26 protein-coding genes and 1 riboswitch are annotated in these 23,814 nt (G+C 46.4%); of the genes, 2 read left to right on the forward strand and 24 right to left on the reverse strand.

Annotated elements, in window-relative coordinates; translation table 11 throughout:
- Positions 1-79: 79 nt before the first annotated feature.
- Both AN618_RS07510 and AN618_RS07515 read right to left on the reverse strand, forming a co-directional pair.
- Positions 80-1,210: an MFS transporter gene (locus tag AN618_RS07510; RefSeq protein WP_066353602.1), complete on the reverse strand. Its 1,131-nt coding sequence runs from the start codon at positions 1,208-1,210 to the stop codon at positions 80-82.
- Positions 1,210-1,755: a Chromate resistance protein ChrB gene (locus AN618_RS07515; protein WP_066353603.1), complete on the reverse strand. Its 546-nt coding sequence runs from the start codon at positions 1,753-1,755 to the stop codon at positions 1,210-1,212. Before AN618_RS07515 ends, AN618_RS07510 begins: the two co-directional genes overlap by 1 nt.
- 200 nt (positions 1,756-1,955) lie before the next feature.
- Between AN618_RS07515 and AN618_RS13570 the strand changes: the two genes are divergently transcribed.
- Positions 1,956-2,156, forward strand: a complete 201-nt coding sequence (locus tag AN618_RS13570; RefSeq protein WP_066353607.1) for a DUF6485 family protein — start codon at positions 1,956-1,958, stop codon at positions 2,154-2,156.
- A 51-nt stretch (positions 2,157-2,207) separates the two neighbouring features.
- Here AN618_RS13570 and rbr read toward each other — a convergent pair whose 3' ends face one another.
- The 8 genes from rbr to AN618_RS07560 all read right to left on the reverse strand — a co-directional run bounded on the left by rbr (position 2,208) and on the right by AN618_RS07560 (position 9,690).
- Positions 2,208-2,741: a rubrerythrin gene (rbr, locus tag AN618_RS07525; protein WP_066353608.1), complete on the reverse strand. Its 534-nt coding sequence runs from the start codon at positions 2,739-2,741 to the stop codon at positions 2,208-2,210.
- Positions 2,742-2,825: 84 nt separating this feature from the next.
- A complete protein-coding gene (locus AN618_RS07530; protein ID WP_066353609.1) occupies positions 2,826-3,770 on the reverse strand; it encodes a slipin family protein in 945 nt (314 codons plus the stop codon).
- A 171-nt stretch (positions 3,771-3,941) separates the two neighbouring features.
- A complete protein-coding gene (locus AN618_RS07535; RefSeq protein ID WP_066353610.1) occupies positions 3,942-4,694 on the reverse strand; it encodes a 2Fe-2S iron-sulfur cluster-binding protein in 753 nt (250 codons plus the stop codon).
- Positions 4,691-6,517, reverse strand: a complete 1,827-nt coding sequence (locus tag AN618_RS07540; protein WP_066353611.1) for an NADH-quinone oxidoreductase subunit NuoF — start codon at positions 6,515-6,517, stop codon at positions 4,691-4,693. The genes AN618_RS07535 and AN618_RS07540 overlap by 4 nt, the downstream gene beginning before the upstream one ends.
- A gap of 3 nt (positions 6,518-6,520) precedes the next feature.
- Positions 6,521-6,994: an NADH-quinone oxidoreductase subunit NuoE gene (gene nuoE, locus AN618_RS07545; RefSeq protein WP_066353613.1), complete on the reverse strand. Its 474-nt coding sequence runs from the start codon at positions 6,992-6,994 to the stop codon at positions 6,521-6,523.
- Positions 6,995-7,029: 35 nt separating this feature from the next.
- A complete protein-coding gene (locus tag AN618_RS07550; RefSeq protein ID WP_066353615.1) occupies positions 7,030-7,302 on the reverse strand; it encodes a ubiquitin-like small modifier protein 1 in 273 nt (90 codons plus the stop codon).
- Positions 7,303-7,372: 70 nt separating this feature from the next.
- The gene (locus tag AN618_RS07555; RefSeq protein ID WP_187694905.1) at positions 7,373-9,178 is read right to left on the reverse strand and encodes an aldehyde ferredoxin oxidoreductase family protein; all 1,806 of its coding nucleotides are present in this window, start codon (positions 9,176-9,178) and stop codon (positions 7,373-7,375) included.
- Positions 9,178-9,690, reverse strand: a complete 513-nt coding sequence (locus AN618_RS07560) for a 4Fe-4S dicluster domain-containing protein (RefSeq protein WP_222926405.1) — start codon at positions 9,688-9,690, stop codon at positions 9,178-9,180. The genes AN618_RS07555 and AN618_RS07560 overlap by 1 nt, the downstream gene beginning before the upstream one ends.
- 291 nt (positions 9,691-9,981) lie before the next feature.
- Between AN618_RS07560 and AN618_RS07565 the strand changes: the two genes are divergently transcribed.
- Positions 9,982-10,416 carry a PaaI family thioesterase gene (locus AN618_RS07565; RefSeq protein WP_066353618.1) on the forward strand — a complete coding sequence of 145 codons (435 nt, stop codon included), beginning with the start codon at positions 9,982-9,984 and terminating at the stop codon, positions 10,414-10,416.
- A 97-nt stretch (positions 10,417-10,513) separates the two neighbouring features.
- On the opposite strand, the gene AN618_RS13325 is transcribed toward AN618_RS07565, so the two are convergent.
- The 14 genes from AN618_RS13325 to gpmI form a co-directional block, all read right to left on the reverse strand.
- Positions 10,514-10,612, reverse strand: coding sequence for a MoaD/ThiS family protein (locus AN618_RS13325; RefSeq protein WP_187694902.1), 99 nt, complete (start codon positions 10,610-10,612; stop codon positions 10,514-10,516).
- A gap of 129 nt (positions 10,613-10,741) precedes the next feature.
- The gene (locus AN618_RS07570) at positions 10,742-11,848 is read right to left on the reverse strand and encodes an alanine racemase (RefSeq protein ID WP_066353619.1); all 1,107 of its coding nucleotides are present in this window, start codon (positions 11,846-11,848) and stop codon (positions 10,742-10,744) included.
- Between the two features lie 34 nt (positions 11,849-11,882).
- Positions 11,883-13,169: a DUF4129 domain-containing protein gene (locus AN618_RS07575; protein ID WP_066353620.1), complete on the reverse strand. Its 1,287-nt coding sequence runs from the start codon at positions 13,167-13,169 to the stop codon at positions 11,883-11,885.
- Entirely contained in the window at positions 13,141-14,322 is a 1,182-nt protein-coding gene (locus AN618_RS07580) for a DUF58 domain-containing protein (RefSeq protein ID WP_083515119.1), read from the reverse strand. Before AN618_RS07580 ends, AN618_RS07575 begins: the two co-directional genes overlap by 29 nt.
- A gap of 9 nt (positions 14,323-14,331) precedes the next feature.
- Complete coding sequence (locus AN618_RS07585; RefSeq protein ID WP_066353664.1) at positions 14,332-15,267, reverse strand: AAA family ATPase; 936 nt, start codon at positions 15,265-15,267, stop codon at positions 14,332-14,334.
- Positions 15,268-15,277: 10 nt separating this feature from the next.
- Complete coding sequence (locus AN618_RS07590; RefSeq protein ID WP_066353624.1) at positions 15,278-15,775, reverse strand: hypothetical protein; 498 nt, start codon at positions 15,773-15,775, stop codon at positions 15,278-15,280.
- 128 nt (positions 15,776-15,903) lie between these two features.
- Positions 15,904-16,980 (reverse strand): dynamin family protein, encoded by a 1,077-nt coding sequence (locus AN618_RS07595; RefSeq protein WP_066353625.1) that lies wholly within the window; start codon positions 16,978-16,980, stop codon positions 15,904-15,906.
- A 47-nt stretch (positions 16,981-17,027) separates the two neighbouring features.
- Positions 17,028-17,088: riboswitch (Fluoride riboswitch) on the reverse strand.
- Positions 17,089-17,187: 99 nt separating this feature from the next.
- Entirely contained in the window at positions 17,188-17,508 is a 321-nt protein-coding gene (locus tag AN618_RS07600) for a DUF190 domain-containing protein (RefSeq protein ID WP_222926407.1), read from the reverse strand.
- Positions 17,509-17,530: 22 nt separating this feature from the next.
- A complete protein-coding gene (crcB, locus tag AN618_RS07605; protein ID WP_066353628.1) occupies positions 17,531-17,935 on the reverse strand; it encodes a fluoride efflux transporter CrcB in 405 nt (134 codons plus the stop codon).
- Positions 17,936-18,028: 93 nt separating this feature from the next.
- The gene (locus AN618_RS07610) at positions 18,029-20,035 is read right to left on the reverse strand and encodes a sodium-translocating pyrophosphatase (protein ID WP_066353632.1); all 2,007 of its coding nucleotides are present in this window, start codon (positions 20,033-20,035) and stop codon (positions 18,029-18,031) included.
- 22 nt (positions 20,036-20,057) lie between these two features.
- The gene (gene secG / locus AN618_RS07615; protein WP_066353633.1) at positions 20,058-20,294 is read right to left on the reverse strand and encodes a preprotein translocase subunit SecG; all 237 of its coding nucleotides are present in this window, start codon (positions 20,292-20,294) and stop codon (positions 20,058-20,060) included.
- A gap of 136 nt (positions 20,295-20,430) precedes the next feature.
- Positions 20,431-20,856: a DUF4342 domain-containing protein gene (locus AN618_RS07620; protein ID WP_066353635.1), complete on the reverse strand. Its 426-nt coding sequence runs from the start codon at positions 20,854-20,856 to the stop codon at positions 20,431-20,433.
- A gap of 99 nt (positions 20,857-20,955) precedes the next feature.
- Positions 20,956-22,245, reverse strand: a complete 1,290-nt coding sequence (eno, locus tag AN618_RS07625) for a phosphopyruvate hydratase (protein ID WP_066353636.1) — start codon at positions 22,243-22,245, stop codon at positions 20,956-20,958.
- Positions 22,246-22,263: 18 nt separating this feature from the next.
- Positions 22,264-23,805, reverse strand: a complete 1,542-nt coding sequence (gene gpmI / locus AN618_RS07630; protein WP_066353665.1) for a 2,3-bisphosphoglycerate-independent phosphoglycerate mutase — start codon at positions 23,803-23,805, stop codon at positions 22,264-22,266.
- Between the last annotated feature and the right edge of the window lie 9 nt (positions 23,806-23,814).

Consider the following 23,814-nt stretch of genomic DNA (forward strand, 5'->3'; position numbering starts at 1 on the left):
AGTAGTTTTCCCAATCTTTTCATTCATTTTACACCTTTGCTCCATTTTTGGCAAGTTTTCGAGGTCTTTTTGCTGAAACCTATATCAAAAGCGCGATTCCGACTGCGGCCAAAATCCCCATAAATCCACCAAAATAAAAGGGCGCCGGTGCTCCAAAGGCATTCCACAGAGCCCCCGCTACGAGAGAAGCGGGCAAAAGGCCTATGCCCACCAGAGTGGCGTGGAGCCCAATCATAGTCCCTCTTACGTTTTCCGGAGCTATATCGGAGATAAAGGCCTTTTCCACCCCTTCGGTAAACGCCATGTAAAGCCCGTAAGCTGCAAAAAGCGCCCATATGGAGGCAGGCGTGCTTGCCAGGGCGAATCCGAAGTATACTAGGCCGTAAACCAGATATCCGGCCACTATCAATGCCTTCCTGCCTATTCGGTCGGAAATGGCTCCCGCAGGATATGAGGCGGCGTTGTACACCAGGTTGTATGTAAGGTAAAGAAGGAGTATGGTTTTTGCATCAAATCCCACATCTTTTGCCCTTAAAAGCAGGAACTGGTTCGAGGAGTTGCCCAAGGTGAATATGAACATCAGGATCAGAAAGGATTTCAACCGGCGGTCCAGGGCGTTCCAGTTCAGGGATGGCCTTTCTTTACTTATTTTGGCAACTCCCTTTTCCCGGACGAAAAATAAAGCCATTACGCCCATAACTGCCGGAATCAGGGAGTAGAGGAATATCTGGCGGAAATCGACATGCTCCCTGGATATGAAGTAATAGGCCAGCAGCACTCCTATCGTCGCCCCAAGGGTATCCATGGTCCTGTGGAGCCCGAAAGCCCTGCCGCGGGCATCTTCGGAAGACGATTCGGCTATGAGGGCGTCCCGGGGAGCGGTTCTTATGCCCTTGCCGAACCTGTCGACGACTCTCCCTGCGAGTACTACCGGCCAGGAAAAAGCTGTGTAAAGGAGAATCTTTCCCAAAGTGGAAGCGCCGTACCCGGCTATGGCAAAGGGCTTGCGGCGTTTTATCCTGTCCGAGAAGTACCCCGAAAAAACTTTCAGCAAACTCGCTAGGCTCTCGGCAATTCCCTCGATGGTCCCGACGATAAGTGGGGTAGCTCCTAGCTTGGTAGTAAGAAAAATGGGCAGCAATGGGTAGACCATTTCCGTGCTTATGTCCGTTAAAAGGCTTGTAATACCGAGTAGGATTATGTTGAACATTACATAGATCCCTCCATCCCGTAAACTTTCTGGGCAAAGTCGGCAAATTCTCTTCTGCACTCTTCCAGAATCTCTTGTGCTCTTGCACTTAAAGGTGCTCCGAAAAAATCCCTCGCTTTTATTTTGTCAAACCATCGAAGGAGCTTCCCCAGCTCCTCCTCGTTTTCCTCAAGTTCTGCAAAGGTGAAATTTCCCCTCTCTGTCTCTTTCTTGAGTTCCGCAAAAAAGTCGCCGCATTTTTCAATGAGCTCTTCATACTCTTTATTCCGCTGGGCGTTGAAGGATTCTATAAGATTTTCGACGTCACCTTTCGATACCGTCTCCACCTCGAATAGATGGGCTTCGCCTCCCGCAGACCTGATCTCCCTGGCAAAATCCAAAAGCTCCTTTTTCAAACTATCCAGCAAGGGGCAGATGGCTGCCGATTGCTGAAGATAAAGGGCCCCTATTTCCTTCATCTTGCGCCAGGCTTTTACTCTGAAGGTCGACGGCTCTACGGGCACCCTGTAGATCAATAGCAGCCACTTCCGGTCACTATCGGTCATTTTCATACCCCTTTCTTGTAACATTTGTTTCTATTATAAATATAACAAATGTTTCATTAAAAAACAACCATTATTTTATTTTTTAGGAAAAAATATTTCAAGCTGAAGGACTGACTTATTACCAGAATTTTAACAATATGTTGTAATAGCCTTGATTTATTCAATAAATCGGTTAAAATTTCTTATGGAGGTGAACGGTTTTGGAATGCATCATAACGAAAAATAAAGCCATCTGCACGTGCACTTACGAGCCATGCCCCCGTAAGGGACGCTGCTGCGAGTGCCTGCATTACCACAGAAGAAATGGAGAGCTGCCCGCATGTTACTTTTCGAAGGAAGCCGAAAAGACTTACAATAGGTCTATAGAATTTTTTATTGAGGATTATAATTCAAGGCGCTAGATCTAAAAAATAAATCCGCTTTTAGGCTTGAACCTAAAAGCGGATTTGTCATTATTCTTCGACAACCTTCTCGTAAAATCCTTTCGGATGATCGCAGGCCGGGCATTTCTCCGGCGGTTCCGTTCCCTCATGTATGTACCCGCAGTTTCGGCAGCGCCATTTGACCGGCTTTTCGCTCTTGAAAAGGGTGCCCTCTTTCAGCTCAGAAAGCAGCTTGCGGTATCTTTCCTCGTGGACCTTCTCAACTTCTGCCACCTTCTCAAAGCGTTCGGCTATTTCATGAAACCCCTCTTCTCTAGCAACTTTTGCAAATTCCTTGTACATGCTGGTCCATTCGTAGTTCTCGCCTGCCGCAGCTTCTTCTAAATTTTTGGCAGTATCGCCGATGAGTCCTAGATATTTTGCCCACACTTTTGCGTGTTCTTTCTCATTTTCCGCCGTTTCCATAAAAATAGCGGCAATTTTCTCGTAACCTTCTTTTTTTGCTATAGAGGCGAAATAAGTATATTTGTTCCTTGCCTGAGATTCGCCGGCAAAAGCTTCCCAAAGATTTTTTTCAGTTCTTGTACCTTTTAATTCCATCAAACATCCCCCCTTAATAGTAATTATTACTATTTGCTCCTATTATACATTAAAATTTTTCAAATTTCAAGAGCCAAAAATTTTTTCTTACCCTTCACTGCCATCCTGCTTCTGCGCAAAAAATTTAAATATTTCCATTGGCAGGGGGAATATTACCGTGGAATTCTTTTCCACCGCAATTTCGCTCAAAGTTTGAAGCTGTCTTAGCTGCAAGGCTCCGGGGTTTTTTGAAATTATGCTCGCCGCCTCCGAAAGCTTTTCTGCCGCCTGAAGTTCGCCTTCTGCTCTTATTATCTTGGCTCTTCTTTCCCTTTCAGCTTCAGCCTGCTTTGCCATGGCCCTTTTCATCTCTTCCGGAAGTTCTATGGATTTAATTTCGGTTGCTGTTACCTTAACGCCCCACGGGTCGGTGGCCCTGTCCAGTTCCTCCCTCAACATTTCATTTAATTCCTGGCGCTTGGCCAATATGTCGTCTAAATCGTACTTTCCCAGTATAGCCCTCAATATGGTCTGCGCAAGAAGGCTTGTGGCGTTGAAGTAATTTTGAACCTTCAAAACGGCAAGTTCCGGTTGGAACACGTTAAAATAAACAACAGCGTCAATCATTACGGGAATATTGTCTTTTGTTATAATTTCCTGGCGCGGCACGTCTATGGTCGCAGTCCTCAGGTCGACGACTAACAAACGGTCTATTCCAAAGGGCATTATGACGTTTATACCTGGACCCACCACGTAAGCGAATTTGCCAAACCTCAAAAGAACCCCCCGCTGGTACTCGTTTACAATTTTAATTGTATTCGCCATCAACGAGATTAGCACCGCAAGGAAAACAAAAGATACAACGGGGTTTCCCATCATAAGCGAAGCAAGGAAGATTACAGCAGATATAGCCGAAGTAAAAGCGATAACGGACGTTCTCTTTGAGTTAACTGCAAAACCTATCCATAGCACTATGAGTAGAATCTCGACAAGCAACACCACGAAGTTCACGGTTCTAAAAAAACTCTCAAATGGATAAAAAATGAAATCCATAAAAAACCTCCTTTTAATCTCTGCCCCTATTTATAATTCTTTCTTTATTTTAACATTTTCTTTCAACATTGTAAGTATAAAATACAGCCTGACAATAAATTTTTTCTTCCTGCCAAGACTATTTTTGGCCCCCTAATCTTTTTGGAGCCTATAACACTGAGACAATGTTTTTTAAACCAAAAGCTTTTTATAAAGACTTACAAGTTTTTCTGCTGTCGATTTTTGCCTGCACCTATCGCAGAGCAGTTCTTTCATATCAATGCCAAGCCTGTTTTTCATGTATTCGTACTGCTCCCGCGTGATAAAGTACCTGCCGCAACTTGTGCATTTTAAAAGTTCGAAGGTCCTGTTCCATATGACCCGCTTGCCTTTACACTCCCGCACCTCGATAGCTCCGGTGGGACAAACATGAGCACATGAAGCGCATCCAATGCAGTCCACCGGAGGCTCTTCGAAAGGAGGCGCTACCTTTTTAGTAGCCCCCCTGTTTACGGTTGAAATCGCCATCGACCCGAGCTTCTCACAGGCCTTTACGCATAAACCGCAAAGAACACATTTTTCTTTCTCATCTACTATGAATCTGGTTTCTTCCGGTATTCCATATTCCTCTTTTAACTTTTTTATATATTCACTTCCAGGAGCCCGGGCAGCAAGAAGCCTTATTATGTTCCGGCGCATTCTATGAATCTTTTCGGAATTGGTATAAACTTTGATTTCTCCTGTGATGGGGTAAAGGCAGGACACCACTACCTTATTCTTTCCTCTCTCGTAAACTTCTACTATGCACAAGCGGCAGCTTCCCTGTCCCGGCACTGTATCCGAATGACATAACGTGGGAATATGAATGCCGTTCCTTCGTGCCACGTCAAGGATGTACTCTCCGTATTCGGCTTCGAATTCTTTGTCATCTATTATAACCTTCATTCCGTCGCCCTCCCCGCCACTTCCACCGCACCGAACCTGCAGACTTCCCTGCAAGTTCCACACACGGTGCAAATGCCCTGGTCTATCTCATATATTTTACCTTGTTTGCCCGAAATTGCTCCTGCAGGGCACCTTTTAGCGCAAAGGCTGCAGCCTCTGCATAAATCTGGATTGATGCGATAAGAAGTGAGCTTTTTGCATACGCCGGCCGGACACCTTTTTTCCTTTATATGGGCGAGATATTCGTCTTTAAAGTATTTTATGGTCGTCAGCACAGGGTTGGGAGCGGTCTTGCCCAAGCCGCAAAGAGAAGCTTCCTTTACGGTTTCTGAAAGCTCAAGGAGCAGCTCTATGTCTTCTTCCCTACCTTCACCTGCACATATATCTTCCAGTACTTCCAGCATCCGCCTTATTCCTTCCCGGCAGGGGGTGCATTTGCCGCAGGATTCCTCGGATAGAAATTTCAAATAATACCTTGCCACTTCCACCATGCACGTTCTGTCGTCCATAACTATCATGCCGCCGGAACCCATCATTGAACCCGCATCCGACAGCGAATCAAAATCAACGGGAAGGTCCAGCAAAGCCTCGGGAATGCAACCGCCCGAAGGTCCGCCGGTCTGAACGGCTTTGAACTTGCCGCTGCCTGCTATACCTCCTCCTATACCGAAAATTATCTCCCTCAAAGTCATCCCCATAGGCACTTCTATGAGGCCAGTGTTTTTCACCTTTCCCACGAGGGAGAAAACTTTCGTGCCCTTGCTTTTTTCCGTTCCAATGGAAGAAAACCATTCGGCTCCCCGGGTTATAATGACAGGCACGTTGGCCCACGTCTCCACGTTGTTGAGAACCGTAGGTTTTCCCCACAAACCCTTTTCGGTTGACCTGATGTACTTCACCCTCGGCTCGCCCACCCTTCCTTCAATGGAAGCCATAAGAGCCGTGGATTCCCCGCAAACGAAAGCTCCGCCGCCCCTTACCACCTCTATATCTAAGCTAAAGCCGCTCCCCATAATGTCCCGGCCGAGATACCCACGAATGTAGGCGTCTTCTATCGCTTTAGACACGTTCCGGACGGCCAGTGAGTATTCGTCCCTTATGTATATAAACCCTTTTTCAGCTCCGACAGCATACGCACCTATGATCATTCCTTCAATTACGCTATGGGGGTCTCCCTCCATTATGCTCCTGTCCATAAAGGCCCCAGGGTCGCCCTCGTCGCCGTTGCAAACCACATACTTTGGAAAGTCGTTTGTCTTACTGCACTGCCTCCACTTGTAACCGGTGGGGAATCCGGCTCCTCCCCGGCCTCTTAAACCCGAACGCTCAATCTCGGATATAACCTGCTCGGGCGACATCTCAAAAAGGGCCTTTTTTAAGGCCTCGTATCCACCCCTTTCGATGTAATCGTCTATACACGCGGGATCAATCTGACCTATGTTCCTGAGAGCTATCTTAAACTGCTTTTTGTAAAACTCGCTCTCTTTAAAGGACCTCACCCGTTTCCCGGAAGAAGCATCCAGGTAAAGGAGCCTTTCTATGACATCGCCTTTTAAAATGGTCCTTTCGAAAATTTCATCGACATCGGATACGCTAACTTTACAGTAAAAGATATCATCCGGCAGCACCTGGATTATAGGCCCTCTCTCGCAAAGGCCGTTGCAGCCCGTGGCCTTCAACACCGGTATGACCGGAAAACCGCTCTCTAACTCCGCAGCCTTGTCTTTTAATTTTTTATAGATTTCCATGCTGTTGTTGGCAAGGCAGCCGGTGCCGCAGCATACCAGCACCGTCCTGCGCGGAACTTGCACCATACCATTCATCGCTCAATCCCCCGTACTTTCCAGGATATCTTTTACCATGGCCGGCTTTAAATTGCCGTAGTATTTGTCGTTTATAACCATCACGGGAGCCAAGGCACAGGAGCCGAGGCAATTTACCGTTTCCAAAGAAAACTTCCCGTCTTTTGTCACCTCACCGGGTGATATGGAAAGTTGTTTTTTTATCTCCTCAACAATGTCCAAAGAACCCCTTATATGGCAGGCTGTGCCGTCACATACTTTAATCACATACCTTCCCTTTGGCTTTAAGCTCAGGGCCTTGTAGAAGGTAGCCATGCTGTAAAGACTGCTCAAAGGTATTCCTAAATAATCGCGGACCTCGTTCAGCGCTTCCCTCGGCAGGTAGTTGTAAGTCTTTTGGATGTCCTGGAGTATGGCAAGCAGGAACCTGCGTTCCTTCGGGTATTTTTCGAGAATGGATTTTACTTTTAGAATACCCTCCTCTGGTTTTTCACGCATATAAACCCACCTTCCACCTTCAAATAAAAACCGTTTTACCGGCCTCCGGCGACGACCGGAAAAAGGCTTACTTCATCATCCTCCTTTAATTCGGTATCAAGCCCCTTAAGGTCCAATATGTTTCTGCCATTTACGAGAACGATTACCCTGCCGCTTAAATTTTCTTTGTCGAAAAGCTCTTTTTCGAATCTTTCTCCGAAGCGCCCGCAAAGCTCTCCGAGAAGCTGCCTTACAGTTTCACACCGGCTGACTTCAACTTCTCTTCCTCCCGCATAATCTCTAAGATAGGCAAACAATTTAACTTTCATGGCATTACCTCGCAAAAAATAATTTCAGACTGCAGGCCCGAAAAAGGAACCTGCAGTCTTTTTTATCTTACTATCTTATTCCAAGCTCCTCGAGCTTGGCGTCGGTGGGTATGCCGTCTTCATTCCAGCCCCTTACCTCATAATATTCTTTGAGCATAACATCCAATTCCACAACTTTGCCTTTACCCGCACCGGTCTTGAGAGGTTCGTTTAACAGCCTTGGCGGCAGAGTGTCATCGGCCTTTGTAAATCCGGCACCTAAATTAAACATCCTCTCTAAGTTCCATATCCTCTCGCCTATTTTCATCACTTCTTCATCAGAATAATCCAAACCGATAGCCGCTTTCAGCATGGCCGAGATTTCCGGAAGGCCTATAGCAAAAGTGGTAAAGAGGCAAATACCTGCGGAATCTACCACCGCCGTTAAATCCTGAAATGTCTTCAGCCACTTTGCTTTATCTTTTGTTACCAGCGGGTCTAATTTTACGGGTATTCCGAGAATCTCTGGAGAGGTCATATAACCTCTTACATGGCAGCCGCCCCGGTTTGAAGTGGCATACTCCAGTCCCATGCCCTGAATTCCCCTGGCATCGTATGCCGGCATTTCCTGCTTTTTAACCGACATGGAAAGCTCGGGATGTCCGTAGGATGATGCTAGCCTGTAGGAACCTTCCGCCAGTTTATCGCCGAATCCTTCCCTCAAACCCGTCATTCTGGTCAGCTCCACGATGGCGTCGGCATTTCCGAAGGGGGCCTCCATGCCGATTTCTTCTTTTGAAATTATACCTTTTTCATACATCTCCATGGTGCAGGCAATCGTTGCCCCCATAGTTATGGGGTCCAGCCCAAGTTCATTACATATGAAGTTGGCCTTGCATATGGCCGCCAGGTCCCTCACGCCGCAGCTTGCTCCCAAAGCCCATCCCGCTTCATACTCCGGGCCTTCGCCAAAACTCTTGTACTTCCCTTCAGGAACCCTGGTAACCCTGCCGCAGCCTATCGAGCAGCCGAAACACCCTTTATTCCGGACCAAATATTTTTCCCGCAATGCTTCTCCGCTGATTTCTTCGGCGTATTCGAAGTATCCGCCGTCTCTCCAGTTTCGAGTCGGAAGAGCTCCCACCTGATTCAGGATGTTAATGAGTATTTCAGTACCATACATCGGAAGGCCCGTACCGGTTACCGGGTGCTCCTTCAGTTTTCTTCGGGCATCGACACAAGCCTTATAGAAGGCTTCGGGATCGGCCACATCGACGGACTTCGTCCCCCGTACGACAACGGCTTTGAGGTTTTTCGAACCCATCACCGCGCCCATTCCTGAACGGCCGGCGGCTCTATGCTTGTCGTTCATCACCGTTGCAAAGAGCACCAATTTTTCGCCAGCAGGCCCGATACACGCAACCCTTGCGTCTTCCGCAGTCTCCTTTAACAATTGGTCGGTAGTCTCGAAAGTATTCTTGCCCCACAGGTGCTCTGCCGACCTCAGCTCTACATGATCGTCGTTTATCCAAAGGTAAACCGGTTTTTCTGCCCTGCCTTCAAAGATAATCCCATCGTAACCTGCGAACTTGAGCTCCGGGCCGAAATGCCCTCCTGAGTTCGCTCCACCGATCGTTCCGGTAAGGGGGGCCTTTGCCACAACCTCGTACCTGCCGGGGCTTGCAGCCATGGTGCCGGTGAGGGGCCCGGTCATGAAAATCAATTTATTCTCAGGGCTTAACGGCTCAATTCCCGGGTCTACTTCATCCGTCAAAATTTTGACTCCAAGGCCTCGTCCCCCTATGTACATATGGGCATCTTTTAAATCCAAACTTTCCTTTTTAATGCTTCCTTCGGTAAGATTTACTCTAAGTATCGTCCCCTTCCACCCGAACATCATTCATTCCCCTCCCCGAAAAGTTCCTTAAATTTTTCGGCAATGGCCTTTTTCCTTTCTATGGCGCTAGGAACAGGTTCTTTAAACTCAATAGCGCCCGAGGGGCAGAATTCCGCACACTTTGGCTCGCCGCCGCAAAGGTCGCACTTTGCTATTTTGCCCTCTACATGGCTGAAAGAAATATTGCCAAGAGGGCATGCGCTTATACACAGCTTGCACCCGATGCATTTTTTCTCATCGAACGCCACCACGCCTTCTTCCGTCCTTGTAATAGCAGAAGTAGGACATACTTTCATGCAGTACGGCTCCTCGCACTGCATGCACATCATGGGCACCGAGATTGCCATCTCTTCGAAAGAAAACACCGATACTCTCGAAATTCTGGGGTTGAAGGCGCGGATTTTAGAAAAAGAGCACACAATCTCACATGTCCTGCAGCCTATGCATTTTTCCGGAGACAGTAAGAGAACCTTGTTCATGACTGTCTGGCCGTCAGGTTTTCCTGAGGCCATCACGCACCTCCTTTTCATGAAATTAATTATATTTTTACTAAACTGTACTTTCTTACTATATATATTCTATTTATTTTCTCAATATCCTGCTAATTTGCATTACTAAAATAAGCGGGCTTGTCTCCCGCTTACCTTAATTTTCTATATTTTTTCGGTTCGATGTCGCATAAATTGTTTCCTTATCCCCTTTTTTCGATAAATATTCTTATGTAAGTTAAAAGTAAGTTAAAAATTCAATTGGTAAAATTATTATTGAAAGGTACATGTCAATTATAATTCGGGAGGTAAACAATGACGGTACTAAATAAAGGAATAAAGCAGGAGCTTTACAAAGAAATCATAAACGACTTTCAAAATTCACCGCTCGTAAAATTGCTGGGCTTCAATATGCTAGAAATAGGAAACGGAATCGTCGTCATTGAATTTCAACCACGTAAGGAGGTATTAAATACTCTTGGAATACTTCACGGCGGCGTATCCGCCACTCTTTGCGACACCGCAATGGGATTTTCCGTAAAATCCCTCGGGAAAATCTCCACCACCGTAGAAATGAAAGTGAACTATTTATACCCGATAAATTTAGGCGAAAGAGTCAGGGCTTGCGGGAAAGTCATTAAAGTTGGCGAGAATATCTGCGTGGCAGAAGGTGAAATTATAAATGAAATTAATAAAGTTGCGGTAAAATCACTCGGAACTTACTTTATCTTGAAAAAGTATGGGAATTAACAGTTTTATGTCTTTATTAAAAGAATTTGCCCTCTGAAGTAATACTCACAATTTACTTCAGAGGGCGATCATTTTCATCGCGCTTTTATTTTTCGCATCATCTCCCGCCTATGGGAACCAAAAATACTTCATCGCCATCCTTCAGCTTTGTATCCTTCCCTTTTTTCGGACCCTTTACCATTTTTTCCGATGCCACTTTCGTGCCATCGGCTAATATCGCGCCGAAACCCTCTCTGCTGTGCTAATGCGGGATACAGCCCGGTGCTTCTTTGAATGCTTCTAACATCTTCGCGTGAACTTCTTTGAAAGCCTCTAATGCATTTGATTAAGGCCTGAACGTACCGTTCCTCATATCCACTTCGATTATCCTCTCCACTTCTTCACCTCGGAAGCCCACCAGATAGCTCGTCATGTTGCAGGCGGCGCACGCATGGTTGGGGATTATCCGTATCTTTTCTCCTACTTCAAGTGAGGTTTTTCCATCCACTTCCAATTTACCCACTTCTTCCGAAAGGCTCACCAAAGTAAGCTCGGGATGGCCGACAACGGTGCCGTACCCCTTTAAAAGAGATATCCCGTGGGCTCCCCGGTCTAGGCCAAGGCATTTGCTTCCCACATCTACTATCAGGTTGCCGGGCCTCGGATTTGAAATTACGGTGCCCATTACAGAAAAGGCGCATCTTTCAAATGGCACGACTCCAAGCGCCACCTGAATCGAATCGTAAAACACGTAATTTCCGGGTCTCAAGACGTTTATTCTTTCGTCCTCTAGAACATGTCGAAAGGTAGGCGTGCTGCCGGTGGCAATAATCTCTAAGTTAAATCCTTCTTTTTCGAGAATTTCGGCGGCTGTTTTTAAGGCATTTATTTCTTCAAACGCTATCTTCTTTACTTCTTCTGGCCTACCAAGCCCGTACACGTGCCCCGGATGGGTGGCTATACCTATAAGCTTCAAACTTTTATAAGCCGCAAGCTCTTTGGCAAGCCTTGCCGCATCCTCCGGCAACACGCCAAACCTCTTAAGTCCGCTGTCCACTATTATCAAATATTCAAGGATAATTCCGTTTTCCTCAAGAGCCACGTTGATTTGCTCTGCCGCTTTTACGCAGTCTATGCTCAGTATTACGCGTGCTTTTTTCGCCAGGTTCACAATTCTCCCTATATTTTCTTTTCCCGCCACCGGATATGCCACCATAACGTTGGTAAAGCCCTTTTCAACTAGCCTTTCCGCCTCAAAAAGGGTCCCGACCAGGAAACCTTCGGCACCGGCCGCCTTCTGCATCGCAGCGATTTCAGTGCTCTTGTGGGTCTTTACCATGGGCCAGAGGCGTTTTCCACTACCGCGTGCAAGCTCTGCCGCTTCTTTTATGTTTTTCTCCAGGATATCCAGGTCCACCAGAAATGCAGGCGTGACAAGGTCGTAAATTTTCATTTTGAAAACCTCCTGAATATACTTTTTGATGAATTTATTTAGAAAGCAATAACTTTACTGACTTCTTCATCTCTTCCACATCATGAATAGAAACCGAACCGGGAAAATACCTTGCCTTCTGGTAAATATAGGTAATTTTCTCCACCAGTTCTCCAGCATCTTCAAAAGCCTTTTTAAGCTGTGGCATGAATTCCATGGGCGTCTCTGAGGAATTTCTGTAATAACCCCTTTTTGCTGCTTCTTTTAAAATTTTAGCATAAATTCTTCTTATTTTCCCGGAAGGTGAATCTCCGTAAGTAATTTTTGCAAAAGAATTTAATACCGTACCTGCTTTCGACATCAGATGAAAAAGACTTTTTTTAATGGCTCCGGGTTTTAATACCGGTTCTTTCTCATCCCCTTCAAAGTCTTTTTTATCCCAAGAAGTGTACTTTTTAAGCACTATCAGTATAAGTACTGCAAATGCCAGTATAATGAGTATAAGACCCGTTATTTTTAAAAAAATTTCCATGCCTTCCGGCGTGATGTATTCTTGATATTCATAATTTGAAATACTTCCTCCCGGTTCTCCCGTTCCCGCAGGGAAATACTGTGTTTTTGTGCGTTTTGAGAGGGCCGAAATAATAAAATCCAGGGCGTAAACCACCGGCAACAGAACGGGAGTTAGTATCTTCATCACAATTTCTATCAGAGCGAAATACGTTTCTGTTAAAAAACCTAATAAAGCTGAAACATATTCAGGGCTGACGAATTCCGCAAAGAGGAGGGTAAAAAAGAATGTAGTAATTGAAACAATAAGAGCCGTCAGCAACCATCTTTCCCTGGAAATACCAGGAGAAACGGTCTCCATGTAATAGACAGATAGCACAACAAGCGAAATTGAAATATAACCCGTAAGCAGTAAAAGCAGTTCACCGGCTTTCCCCTTATAAAAAAGAAGGCTAAACAAGATTAAAAGTGAATACTGCTTTAGCCTTGACATCAGCTCGTAATGACGCATCACCCATAAGCCCTGCCCCGCTCCCAGAATAAAGCAAAAAAAAGCAGCAACAAGCCCATAATAGCCGGAGCCGATTTTCAAGACCGTTATTAAGACCAAAACTGCAATAAAAAGCGGTTTTCTAAATCTTTCAAACCTGTTGTAAGCCGCATTAAAAATAATCCCGGCAAAAAGCCACGATAAGACTTCAAAGACCGGAAAAATCATGCCGGGCGCGTACCGTTCGAATACCGAAAGTATAATGAGAGCGAATATACTGTTTATGATGTAAAAAAGTATTATTTTCAACAATCTATACCAATCGAATGAGGGAAATCTCACGCCATGCTTCCTCCCCGAGAGCGTGATACGTGAGGACACCTTCGGGCCCTTTTAGTTTAGCATTCTTTTTTCCCGCAAGAATTAAAACCACATCCATCCCCATTTTCTGCAGCAATTTAACGACCTTTTCGGTGTTTTTACCCCAGATGCCGGTTATGTATATAACTTTGCTGTCTCTTTTTAACATCCCCAGAGTTCTTGGCAATATTTCTTCAATTTTAAATATGCTGTAATTCGAAAGGCGGGCAAGGCATTCCAGGATATTCCTCAGGTGCATCGAACCCGAACCGTAAGGTATCAATGTTATTAAATCGGTATCCTTATCGGGGGAAACCATCCTTCCGTTGCTGGCAAGCATCACTTCAAAGCCCTGTTCCAAGGCTTTCTTTGCAATTGACGCCGCCAGTATTACAAGGAATTCCGACAGCTCAGGATCGATTCCTTCCCAGGCAATTTCGAATGTGTTTACATCAAGCAGGATGGAAATCCGTTTTGTAAAGCTGGAGTCGTAAACCTTTACCCTGAGCCTGTCAAGTTTGGCTGTGGATTTCCAGTCCACATCTTTCAGCAAATCTCCCGGAACATAGTCTCTTGTGTCGGTAAAGCAAAAAGGATCCGTTAAAAGCGTTTTGCGGCCGATGACACCCGAAAGGGTTATGTCCGGTTTGCCTTCCGTCACAATAACATCGACCAGCCGAGGATACACTATAAGAGCGGCGGTGGAATCGATGGGCTTTTCTTTTTCAAAGAAGCCGAATACGTCTCCTGTACTCAAAATCCCGGGCCCAAAGGTGAAAATCCCGCGGCTTTTACAATAAACTGGGTATTTTCTTCTTATTTTCTGGTACCATAATAGTGAATATAAACCGCTTAAGATTTTCTTATCAGCCCTGTGGTGAGGGACGAGATTCCCCTTTAAAAATTCAACCACCGCCGGCACCTCGGTATCTACTCTTATCCAGGGAAGCGGAAGGATTTTGGCATTTGTTATCTCCTGTATATAATTTACAGTATCGCCGAAAAACACCCGATCTTTTTCAAAGCGGTGACTGAATTCTAGCCCTTTAACACTCAATATACTCCACAAATACGATATCCCGAGAACCGCGGCCACGGCTGCAACAAACACCAATACGTGCATAGTTTTTTTCATCTCCGGTATTTATTCAACAGGAACCGCCGTTTTCTCGAGAATGTCGGTTATTACATCCTCGGGCTTGTAATCTCTAAGCAGGCTCTCATAGCTGAGGAGCAACCTGTGGCTCAGCACCGGCACGGCCAGATGTTTAATATCATCGGGTATCACGTAATCTCTACCTTTTATGGCCGCAAAGGCCTTAGCACATTTATAAAGCAGCAGTGAAGCCCTGGGGCTGGCTCCCAGTTTTACCGCAGGATGGTTTCTCGTCTCCCTAATAACGGTTAGCATATAGTACTCTACGCTTTCATCTACGTTGACGCCTTTTGCCTGCTCCCGCATCGCGAGTATATCTTCGGCATTTAAAACGGGTTTTATTTCTTCTAAAGGATTTCCCGCTCCAAAACGATGAAGTATGGACCTTTCTTCCTCCAACTCTGGATAACCCAGTCTTAACCTCATCAAAAACCTGTCCAGCTGGGCTTCGGGCAGGGGAAAGGTGCCTTCCATTTCCACGGGATTTTGAGTCGCAAGCACCAGAAAAGGCTCTTTCAGCCGCCTGGTGACCCCGTCTACGGTAAACTGCCTTTCCTCCATAGCTTCGAGAAGGCTGGACTGGGTCCTGGGGGTGGCCCTGTTTATTTCGTCGGCGAGGAGAATATTGGTCATTATTGGCCCGGGGTTGAACACAAACTCTCCGGTCTTCTGACTGTAGATATTTACACCCAGCACATCCGCCGGCAAAAGGTCGGGCGTAAACTGAATCCTTCTGAATTCCAGGTTCAATGACCTGGCCAGAGCTTTGGCCATCAGAGTTTTGCCCACTCCCGGCACATCCTCCAGCAGCACATGACCGCCGGCCAGGAGCGCCGTTAGCAACAATTCGATAACCTGAGTTTTGCCTACAACTACTTTTCCAATGTTATCCACGACAGTAAATATCCTGCGGGAAAACTCAATCGCGTCCACTTTACGCAACCCTTTCCAGATGGTTTTTCAATTCCCTTATATTACCTTCAATTTCATTCAGTCTTTGTAAAAGGGCTCCCAGTTTTTCTAACCTGCCCTTTATGCGGTCTTCTCCGGACTTTTTAAGCTCCACAGCCTCTCTTACCGATTCCATTATAACGCCGGCGGTTTCTGCAATTTTACCTTCAAGATAATTATAATACTCCTTGAAGGTTTTTTCCATTCTTTGGGCGATGTCGTACCTCACCCGGCCGCACTGCCTATCAAATTGCTGTTCCAGCCAGTTTTTCAAATTGTTAAGGGCCATTTTTCGGGCAATAAAACCGGGGAGAAACGGAGCGATCGATAACGGCGTAGGCAAAAGATAATTCTTTTCCGGTTCCATATTATAGTAAAAATATCCAGCTTCTTTAAAATTCTCTATTCTCGTAAAGCTCTCAAACTTTATATGAAACATGTTGGCCGTCAATTGCTGAAGTTCCAAAATAATCTTTTCCACCTTTTCCCCAAGCCTTCCCGTTATTCTTGCCGACGCCTCGGCCAGGCGCTTAAGTTCCCCTTCCTTCCATGAATCAAAGCGGCGTTGCTTTTGAAATACTCCTCCAGGGCAGCTTCCAGCTTCCTGTATTAGGAATTCTTGAATTTTTCATACTCAGCGTTGAATTGGGCAAGCAGCTCCCTGCTTTCCCCGTCAAAAACAAGCAGCACATCCTTTTTCTCTTCTTCGATCTCTTTCATTTTCTTTTTTAGGACATCTATATTTTTTTCCAGCTCTTCTACTGGCGTCCTGATGGCACCGGCCTCCAGTTCAATATCAAACCTCAACCTTGATATGAACCTCAGAGCACCGTTACAGCGGGAAAGCAAGAGGGCCCTGCCTTTGTCGCTGGTTATGAATTCATCCAGTTTTGATAAAAACTCAGGCAATCCGGTGAGCCTTAATTTTTCCTCATCGTACGTCTCCCGGGCTTCCAGGGCCATCTTGGCAGAAACGGGGAAAATTTTGATTTCTTCGTATCCCAGCTTCTCCTTCAAAACCCCGGCGGCAAAATCAAGGGCCTCCTTCACATCTTCCTCTTCGGCGTAATCTATCTTGTTCAGCACAAAAAATATCTTGACCGCATGATCCCGAACGTCTTTGAGAAATTCGTATTCATTTTGGGCGACAGGAGAATCGATAGTAAAAAGGAATATGGCCGCATCGAGTTTCGGAAGAAACTCGTAAGTTACGTCAGTGTTATGCCGGTAGACAGACCCGACGCCCGGTGTATCTATCAGCGTTACGCCTTTTTTAAGAAACTCGGATGGATACTCTATGACTATCTCCTTTACATTTTTTTCATTACCCGGATTGCCCCTTTCGGTGGCGTACTTGTCCAGTTCTTTAACAGTTATTTCTTCCTTGGAACCGTCCAAAAAGTACACCGTCACTTTCAACCTCGGACCGTATTTGATAACAGTGACTATGGAAGTAAGTGGCACTACTGCGGTCGGAACTATTTTTTCTCCCAGCACGGCATTAATAAATGTCGATTTCCCGCGTTTGAACTGGCCCACAACCGCCAGGTTGAACCGGTTTTTTAGAAGTTTATCTAGTTCATAGTCTATAGCCTCAATCATTGATTTTTCTTTATCATTTGCTATCTTTTTTACCTCTTCTAAGCATTGAATCAACTGTTCTTTTGTTCTTTCGAAATTAAGCACTCGTCTCTCACCTCTCTGAAAATATAAAAGCTCCTACAATATCCGGTGATATTGTAGGAGCTATTAGCCTGAAAGGCAGTTTCGGTGAGCTCCATCACCTTTTCACTTATGCGATATATATTATATATTTTTTTCACATTTATTGCAACATCGTAGTACAGCAAAACGATCTTTATAGTTCGCATCATAAAGATAGAACTTAGGTCACTATATTTCCTTGTTATTCACGTATTTGAGCACTTCCACATTCTCAATGGTTACTAGTCCTTCTTTTACGGTTTCATTTAGAAATGGAATGAGTTTTTCTATCCTGTCTGCCCTGTCGACTATATCGATTACAATCGGAAGATCGCTGGAAAGCACAAGAATACGGGCTGTATGAATACGACTATTGGCACCGAATCCCTCTATGCCTCTTACTACAGTAACCCCGGCCATTCCCAATTCCCTAGCTTTAAGCACTATAGCATGATAGAGAGGCATGCCATTATATTTATCATTTTCACCTATATAGATCCTAACGCGCATGGCGGGCCCCGTTAAATCCATCTCACACCAACCCTCTCAGCACATTAATCAAATTTGTCACACTGATTCCCAGAAAGACCGCAATCAGACCTCCCAGTATATTCGCCAGCATATTTAAAAAAGCCATAGCGAAACTGCCTTCGTGTATCAACAGAAGTGTTTCCAGCGAAAATGTTGAAAAAGTAGTAAAAGCACCTAAAAAACCTACCATTATCAAAGATCGAAATATCGCTACTGGTACAATAAAATTCATTGAAATTGAATATATTAATCCCACCAAAAATGAACCCAGTAAATTTACAACGAGGGTCCCAATCGGAAACACGGTAGTAATTTTATCATTCAGCCATACTGACATAAAATACCTGAATAGCGCTCCTGCGGCTCCCCCTAGTGCTATAAAAAGGTAGACCAGTTTCTTCTCCATTGACACGACTCCTTTCTAATGTCTGCTTCTTCAATTGAGCGCATACCATAAAGACTCCTGCGAGGAAAATCCCCACAGGAGTCTTTTTCAGTATTATCTCATGAAAAGCGGTGCGAACACTAGAGCTACGATGGTCATAAGTTTTATCAATATGTTCAGAGAAGGTCCAGCGGTATCTTTGAACGGATCTCCCACCGTGTCTCCCACTACGGCTGCTGCGTGGGTGGGTGTGCCCTTTCCGCCGTAATTGCCTTCTTCGATATACTTTTTGGCGTTGTCCCAGGCACCGCCGGAGTTGGCCATCTGAATCGCAATCATAACGCCGGTAACCAGCGCACCCGCGAGGAGCCCTCCAAGGGCCTCCTTGCCGAAGAGGAATCCTACCGCCAAAGGTGCGGCAACAGCCATGAGACCCGGAATTATCATTTCCCTGAGGGCCGCCTGCGTGCTTATGTCCACACACCTTGCGTAGTCGGGTTTGGCCTTTTCTTCCATTATACCCGGGATTTCCCTGAACTGCCGGCGTACCTCTTCTATCATCTGATAGGCCGCTTTACCTACCGCTTCCATGGCCATAGCCGAAAACAGATAGGGCAGCATGCCGCCGATGAAAAGGCCAACTATTACATCGGCCCGAAGGAGGTTTATTCCCTCTTCCAACCCTGCAGCTGTGGTGTACGCTGAAAATAGAGCCAGCGCCGTCAGTGCCGCCGAACCGATAGCAAACCCCTTTCCCATAGCCGCCGTCGTGTTACCGACTGCATCCAATTTGTCGGTTATCTTCCTGACCGACGGGTCGAGCTCGGCCATTTCGGCAATACCGCCGGCGTTATCGGCTATGGGCCCGTAAGCGTCCACCGCCACGGTCATTCCCGTGGTTGACAGCATACCTATGGCCGCCAGGGCTATGCCGTAAAGCCCGGCAAATTTATAGGATATTATAACCGCCAGAGCTATAAATAACACGGGCAGGCCGGTACTTTTCATCCCCACAGCCAGTCCCGTTATTATGTTCGTGGCCGGGCCAGTCTGCGATGCCTTCGCTATTTCCTTCACCGGGTTATAGCTCGAGGAAGTATAGTACTCGGTGAGCATACCTATGATGATGCCCACTAGTATACCCGAAGCAACTGCATAAAAAGCGTTTAACTCGTTCAAGAAGTAAATGCTGAGCAATAAAGTTGCCACAATCACAAGAACGCCGCTGGCGAAGGTGCCGTTTCTCAATGCTTTCTGCGGATCGGCTCCCTCCCCGGTCCTTACGAACAATGTGCCGATTATGGAGCTTATTATACCCGCCGCCGCCACCAGCATCGGGAAAATTATGCCCTTTATGCCGTAAGGTTGTCCCGTAACGGTGCTAACGGCCACGGCACCGATTGCCATACCGGATACTATTGAACCTACGTATGACTCGAAAAGGTCGGCTCCCATACCTGCCACATCGCCCACGTTGTCACCGACGTTGTCCGCTATTACTGCGGGATTTCTCGGGTCATCTTCCGGAATGCCGGCCTCAACCTTTCCTACCAGGTCTGCCCCGACGTCTGCGGCTTTGGTGTAAATTCCTCCTCCGACCCTGGCAAATAGGGCAATAGAACTCGCCCCTAAGGCAAAGCCGTTTATTACGTCGAAGCTCTTCACATTCGACGGGTCTCCGAAAACAAAGTAAAGTATCCCGAGTCCCAATAATCCGAGCCCAACGACCGACATTCCCATAACCGCGCCGCCTGAGAACGCTATGGAAAGGGCCTTATTCATTCCCTCTCGCGCGGCATTTGCGGTTCTCACGTTGGCCCTGGTAGCTACGTTCATGCCTATAAATCCCGCGAGAACCGATGCCACCGAACCTGTTATGTAGCTTACGGCCGTCTGCCAGTTTATAAAAAAGCCTATGATAAGGAACATGACAACTACAAAAAACACCAAAGTCCTGTATTCTCTAAATAAAAAGGCCATGGCGCCTTCATGGATTGCATCGGATATTTCGCGCATTCTTTCGTTTCCGGCAGGACTCTTGATGATCCTCATGGCAAGCAAGTATGCGAATAAAAGCGCGAGCAATCCCGAGAGAGGCGCAAGTACTATTAAATTTTCCATCAGTCTCCCTCCAGAAAGTTTGTTATTTTAAAACTACCATCATTAAGATGGATAATCCCAAGAAGGCCACCGCTAAAATTTCTGTAAACTTTGCCAATTTATCGTCAATACCCTTTTTCTTTCCGAAAAAGACCTCCGCTCCTCCTGAAATGGTACCGGAAAGACCGGCGCTCTTTCCTGATTGCAAAAGGACCGTAGCTATGAGTCCTATGCAAATAAGAACGTAGACCACTGAAAAAACTATGCGAAAAGCCTGCACCCATTGCACCCCCTTTAATCAATTAACGAATGTAATTTTATCACAACATATCCAAAAACTCAATATTATCGGCCGTTTTACAAAAAGCAAATAAAAGAAGACCCTTCTTTTGAAGAAAGGGCTCGGAGAACCTCAATCACGATTCTTTGTCGGTAGATTTGTTGTCGAAGACGATTTCCTCTTTTTCACCGTTTTCTTTCTCTATCTGAATGGTACAGCGGGTCACCAATGCCGCTATCACCCCTATGGCAGCAAGATAAGGAGCCAAAATGGCACCTATGGCACCGACGGTGACGGGAATCTCAAGGAGCACCATGTCACCATGCTTTATTCTCAGCCGGGTTACATTCCCTTTTCGTATCAGCTCCTTTATTTTTTCGAGAAGCTTGTTTCCCTTCGTACCCAGATTGCCAAGCTTTAAAAAGTCTTTTTCCTCTTCCTCCAGAATTATCAATGCCTTTATCACGTCGCCATCCGCCGCTTCCAAAGCTTCTTTCGCTTTGCGGTAACTGCACCCCGTCCTTTCCCTGAGTAAGTCAATTTTTTCGAGGTTTATTTCCATTTTTTTCGACCTCCTTCACATTTATTCTACCTCACAAAACACCGTTTATGCAACGAGGGAGTTGATAAAAAGCTCCCCGTTTTTCAGGGGAGCCTAAAATTATTTTCTTTCTATGTTGTAAAAGGCTGCTATGCCCGGATATTGCGCGGCAGTATCCAGCTCTTCTTCGATGCGCAAGAGCTGGTTGTATTTCACGACTCTGTCGGTGCGCGACGGAGCGCCAGTCTTTATCATGCCGGCGTTCACTCCAACCACCAGATCGGCGATGGTGGTATCCTCAGTTTCACCGGAGCGATGGGAAACTATGGCCGTATACCCGGCTCTTTCTGCCATTTTTATGGCATCCAGAGTTTCGGTGAGGGTCCCTATCTGGTTGAGTTTAATCAAAATGGAGTTGGCAACTCCAAGTTTTATTCCCTTTGACAGGCGCTCTGTATTGGTGACGAAAAGGTCGTCTCCCACCAGCTGTACCTTTTTACCCAAGGCATCGGTCAGGAGCTTCCAACCGTTCCAGTCTTCCTCGGCCATACCATCCTCAATCGATATAATCGGGTATTTTTCGACAAGTTTTACGTAGTACTCAACCATCCCCGCCGAATCAAGTTCTAAACCTTCTCCCTTCAAGCGGTACCTGCCATCCTCGTAAAATTCCGTGGCTGCGGCATCAAGGGCAATAAATATGTCTTTTCCAGGTACATAACCCGCTTTCTCAACAGCTTCCAGAATGTACTTTATTGCATCCTCGTTGGAGTCCAAATTCGGAGCAAAGCCCCCCTCATCTCCAACCGCCGTATTAAGCCCTTTCTCGCTCAATACCTTTTTCAGGCTGTGAAATGTTTCTGCTCCCATCCTCAGCGCATGGGAAAAGTTTTCAGCTCCCACCGGCATTATCATGAATTCTTGGAGGTCCACATTGTTGTCCGCATGTTTCCCGCCGTTTAGTATGTTCATCATAGGTATGGGAAGAACCTTGGCATTAGACCCTCCTATATATCTATAAAGGGGGATGCCCAGGTAATTGGCAGCGGCCTTTGCCGCGGCCAAGGAAACTCCCAGTATGGCGTTGGCGCCAAGCCGGCCTTTGTTTTTGGTACCGTCAAGTTCGATTAACAATTTGTCTATCGCCACCTGGTCGAGGGCATCCATTCCCTCAAGTTCCGGCCCTATTATTTCGTTTACGTTCTCAACGGCTTTCAAAACGCCTTTGCCCTTGAACCTTTTTGGATCGTTGTCTCTGAGCTCCACAGCCTCAAACTGCCCCGTGGAAGCTCCCGAAGGTACAGCAGCCCTTCCGAACGTGCCGTCTTCAAGGATAACTTCGACTTCAACGGTTGGATTTCCCCGGGAGTCCAAAATTTCCCTGGCAAAAACATTGGCAATTATAGACATTAAAATCACCTCTTCGTTTTATAATTTTTCTATTAGAGAGCGTCCAGTCATTTCTACGGGTTTTGCTATTCCTAAAAGTTCCAGCATGGTCGGCGCCACATCAGCCAGTATCCCCGGACGGAGCCTGTAGTTCCTGTCGCTCACCAGGATGAAAGGCACCGGGTCGCTGGTATGAGCCGTATGCGCTTCGCCCGTCTCGTAGTCCACCATTTTTTCCGCGTTGCCGTGGTCCGCGGTAATTATGACCGTGCCGTTCTTTCTGATAACGGCGTCCACCACCCGTCCCATACACTGGTCCACCGCCTCTATAGCTTTAACCGCGGCTTCGTAAACGCCCGTGTGACCTACCATGTCGGGATTCGCGTAGTTCATTATGATTACGTCGTATATGTCCTCGTTTATCTTATTTATGACCGCATCCGTCACTTCATATGCGCTCATTTCCGGCTTTAAGTCGTAGGTGGGAACTTTAGGAGAAGGTATCAGTATCCGTTCCTCGCCGGGAAATGGCCTTTCTATTCCGCCGTTGAAAAAGAACGTTACATGGGCGTACTTTTCGGTCTCCGCTATGCGAAGCTGCCTTAAACCTTCTCTGGATATGACTTCGGCAAAAATGTTTTTCATCGATAAGGGTTCATAAGCAACATGGGCATTTTTAACCTTTGCATCGTACTGGGTCATGCATACGAAATGGACAAAGAAAAATCCCCTTTTTCTTGCGAAACCCTGAAAGTCTTCCTCGCAAAAAGCGTACGTCAGCTGTCGCGCCCTATCTGGCCTGAAGTTGAAAAATATTACGGAATCCCCTTCTTCTACCGTCGCGACGGGTTTACCGCTTTCGTCGACGATAACCGTGGGTATTACAAATTCGTCGGTCTCGCCCCTTTTATACGCTTCCTCCAGGGCTTCCCTCGCGCTTTCAGCTTTAAGGCCTTCTCCCAAAACCATGGCATTGTATGCTTTCTCAGTCCTTTCCCAGCGGCGGTCTCTGTCCATGGCGTAAAACCTTCCGGCGATGGTGGCTATTTTGCCAATACCAATTCTCGACATTTCACCTTCGAGTCTTTCGATGTAAATGGCCGCATTAGCAGGCGGAACGTCCCTCCCGTCGAGGAATGCGTGGATGTAGACCCTCTTCATGTCCTCCTTGCGGCAAAGCTCCAAAAGGGCGATCAAATGGTCTATGTGGCTGTGGACCCCACCGTCGGACAAAAGCCCCATCAGGTGTAAGGCCTTGCCGGCTTCGCGGGCCCGCCTTACGGCATTTACGAGTTTTTCGTTTTCGAAGAATCTGCCGCTTTTTATGTCCTCGCTTATTCGAGTAAACTCCTGATACACTATGCGCCCCGCTCCGAGGTTTAAATGCCCCACTTCCGAGTTGCCCATCTGCCCTTCCGGCAGTCCCACTGCCAGCCCGCTAGACTCCAATATAGTGTTGGGAAAATGCCTCAAAAGGCGGTCGAAATTCGGGGTGCGGGCGTTTAAAATAGCATTTCCCTGTACTTTTTCGTTAATACCCCAACCGTCCAAAATCATGAGCACTAGAGGTTTTTTCGCCACTTCGTTCAA

The organism is Fervidicola ferrireducens, from assembly GCF_001562425.1.
Lineage (GTDB): Bacteria > Bacillota > Thermosediminibacteria > Thermosediminibacterales > Thermosediminibacteraceae > Fervidicola > Fervidicola ferrireducens.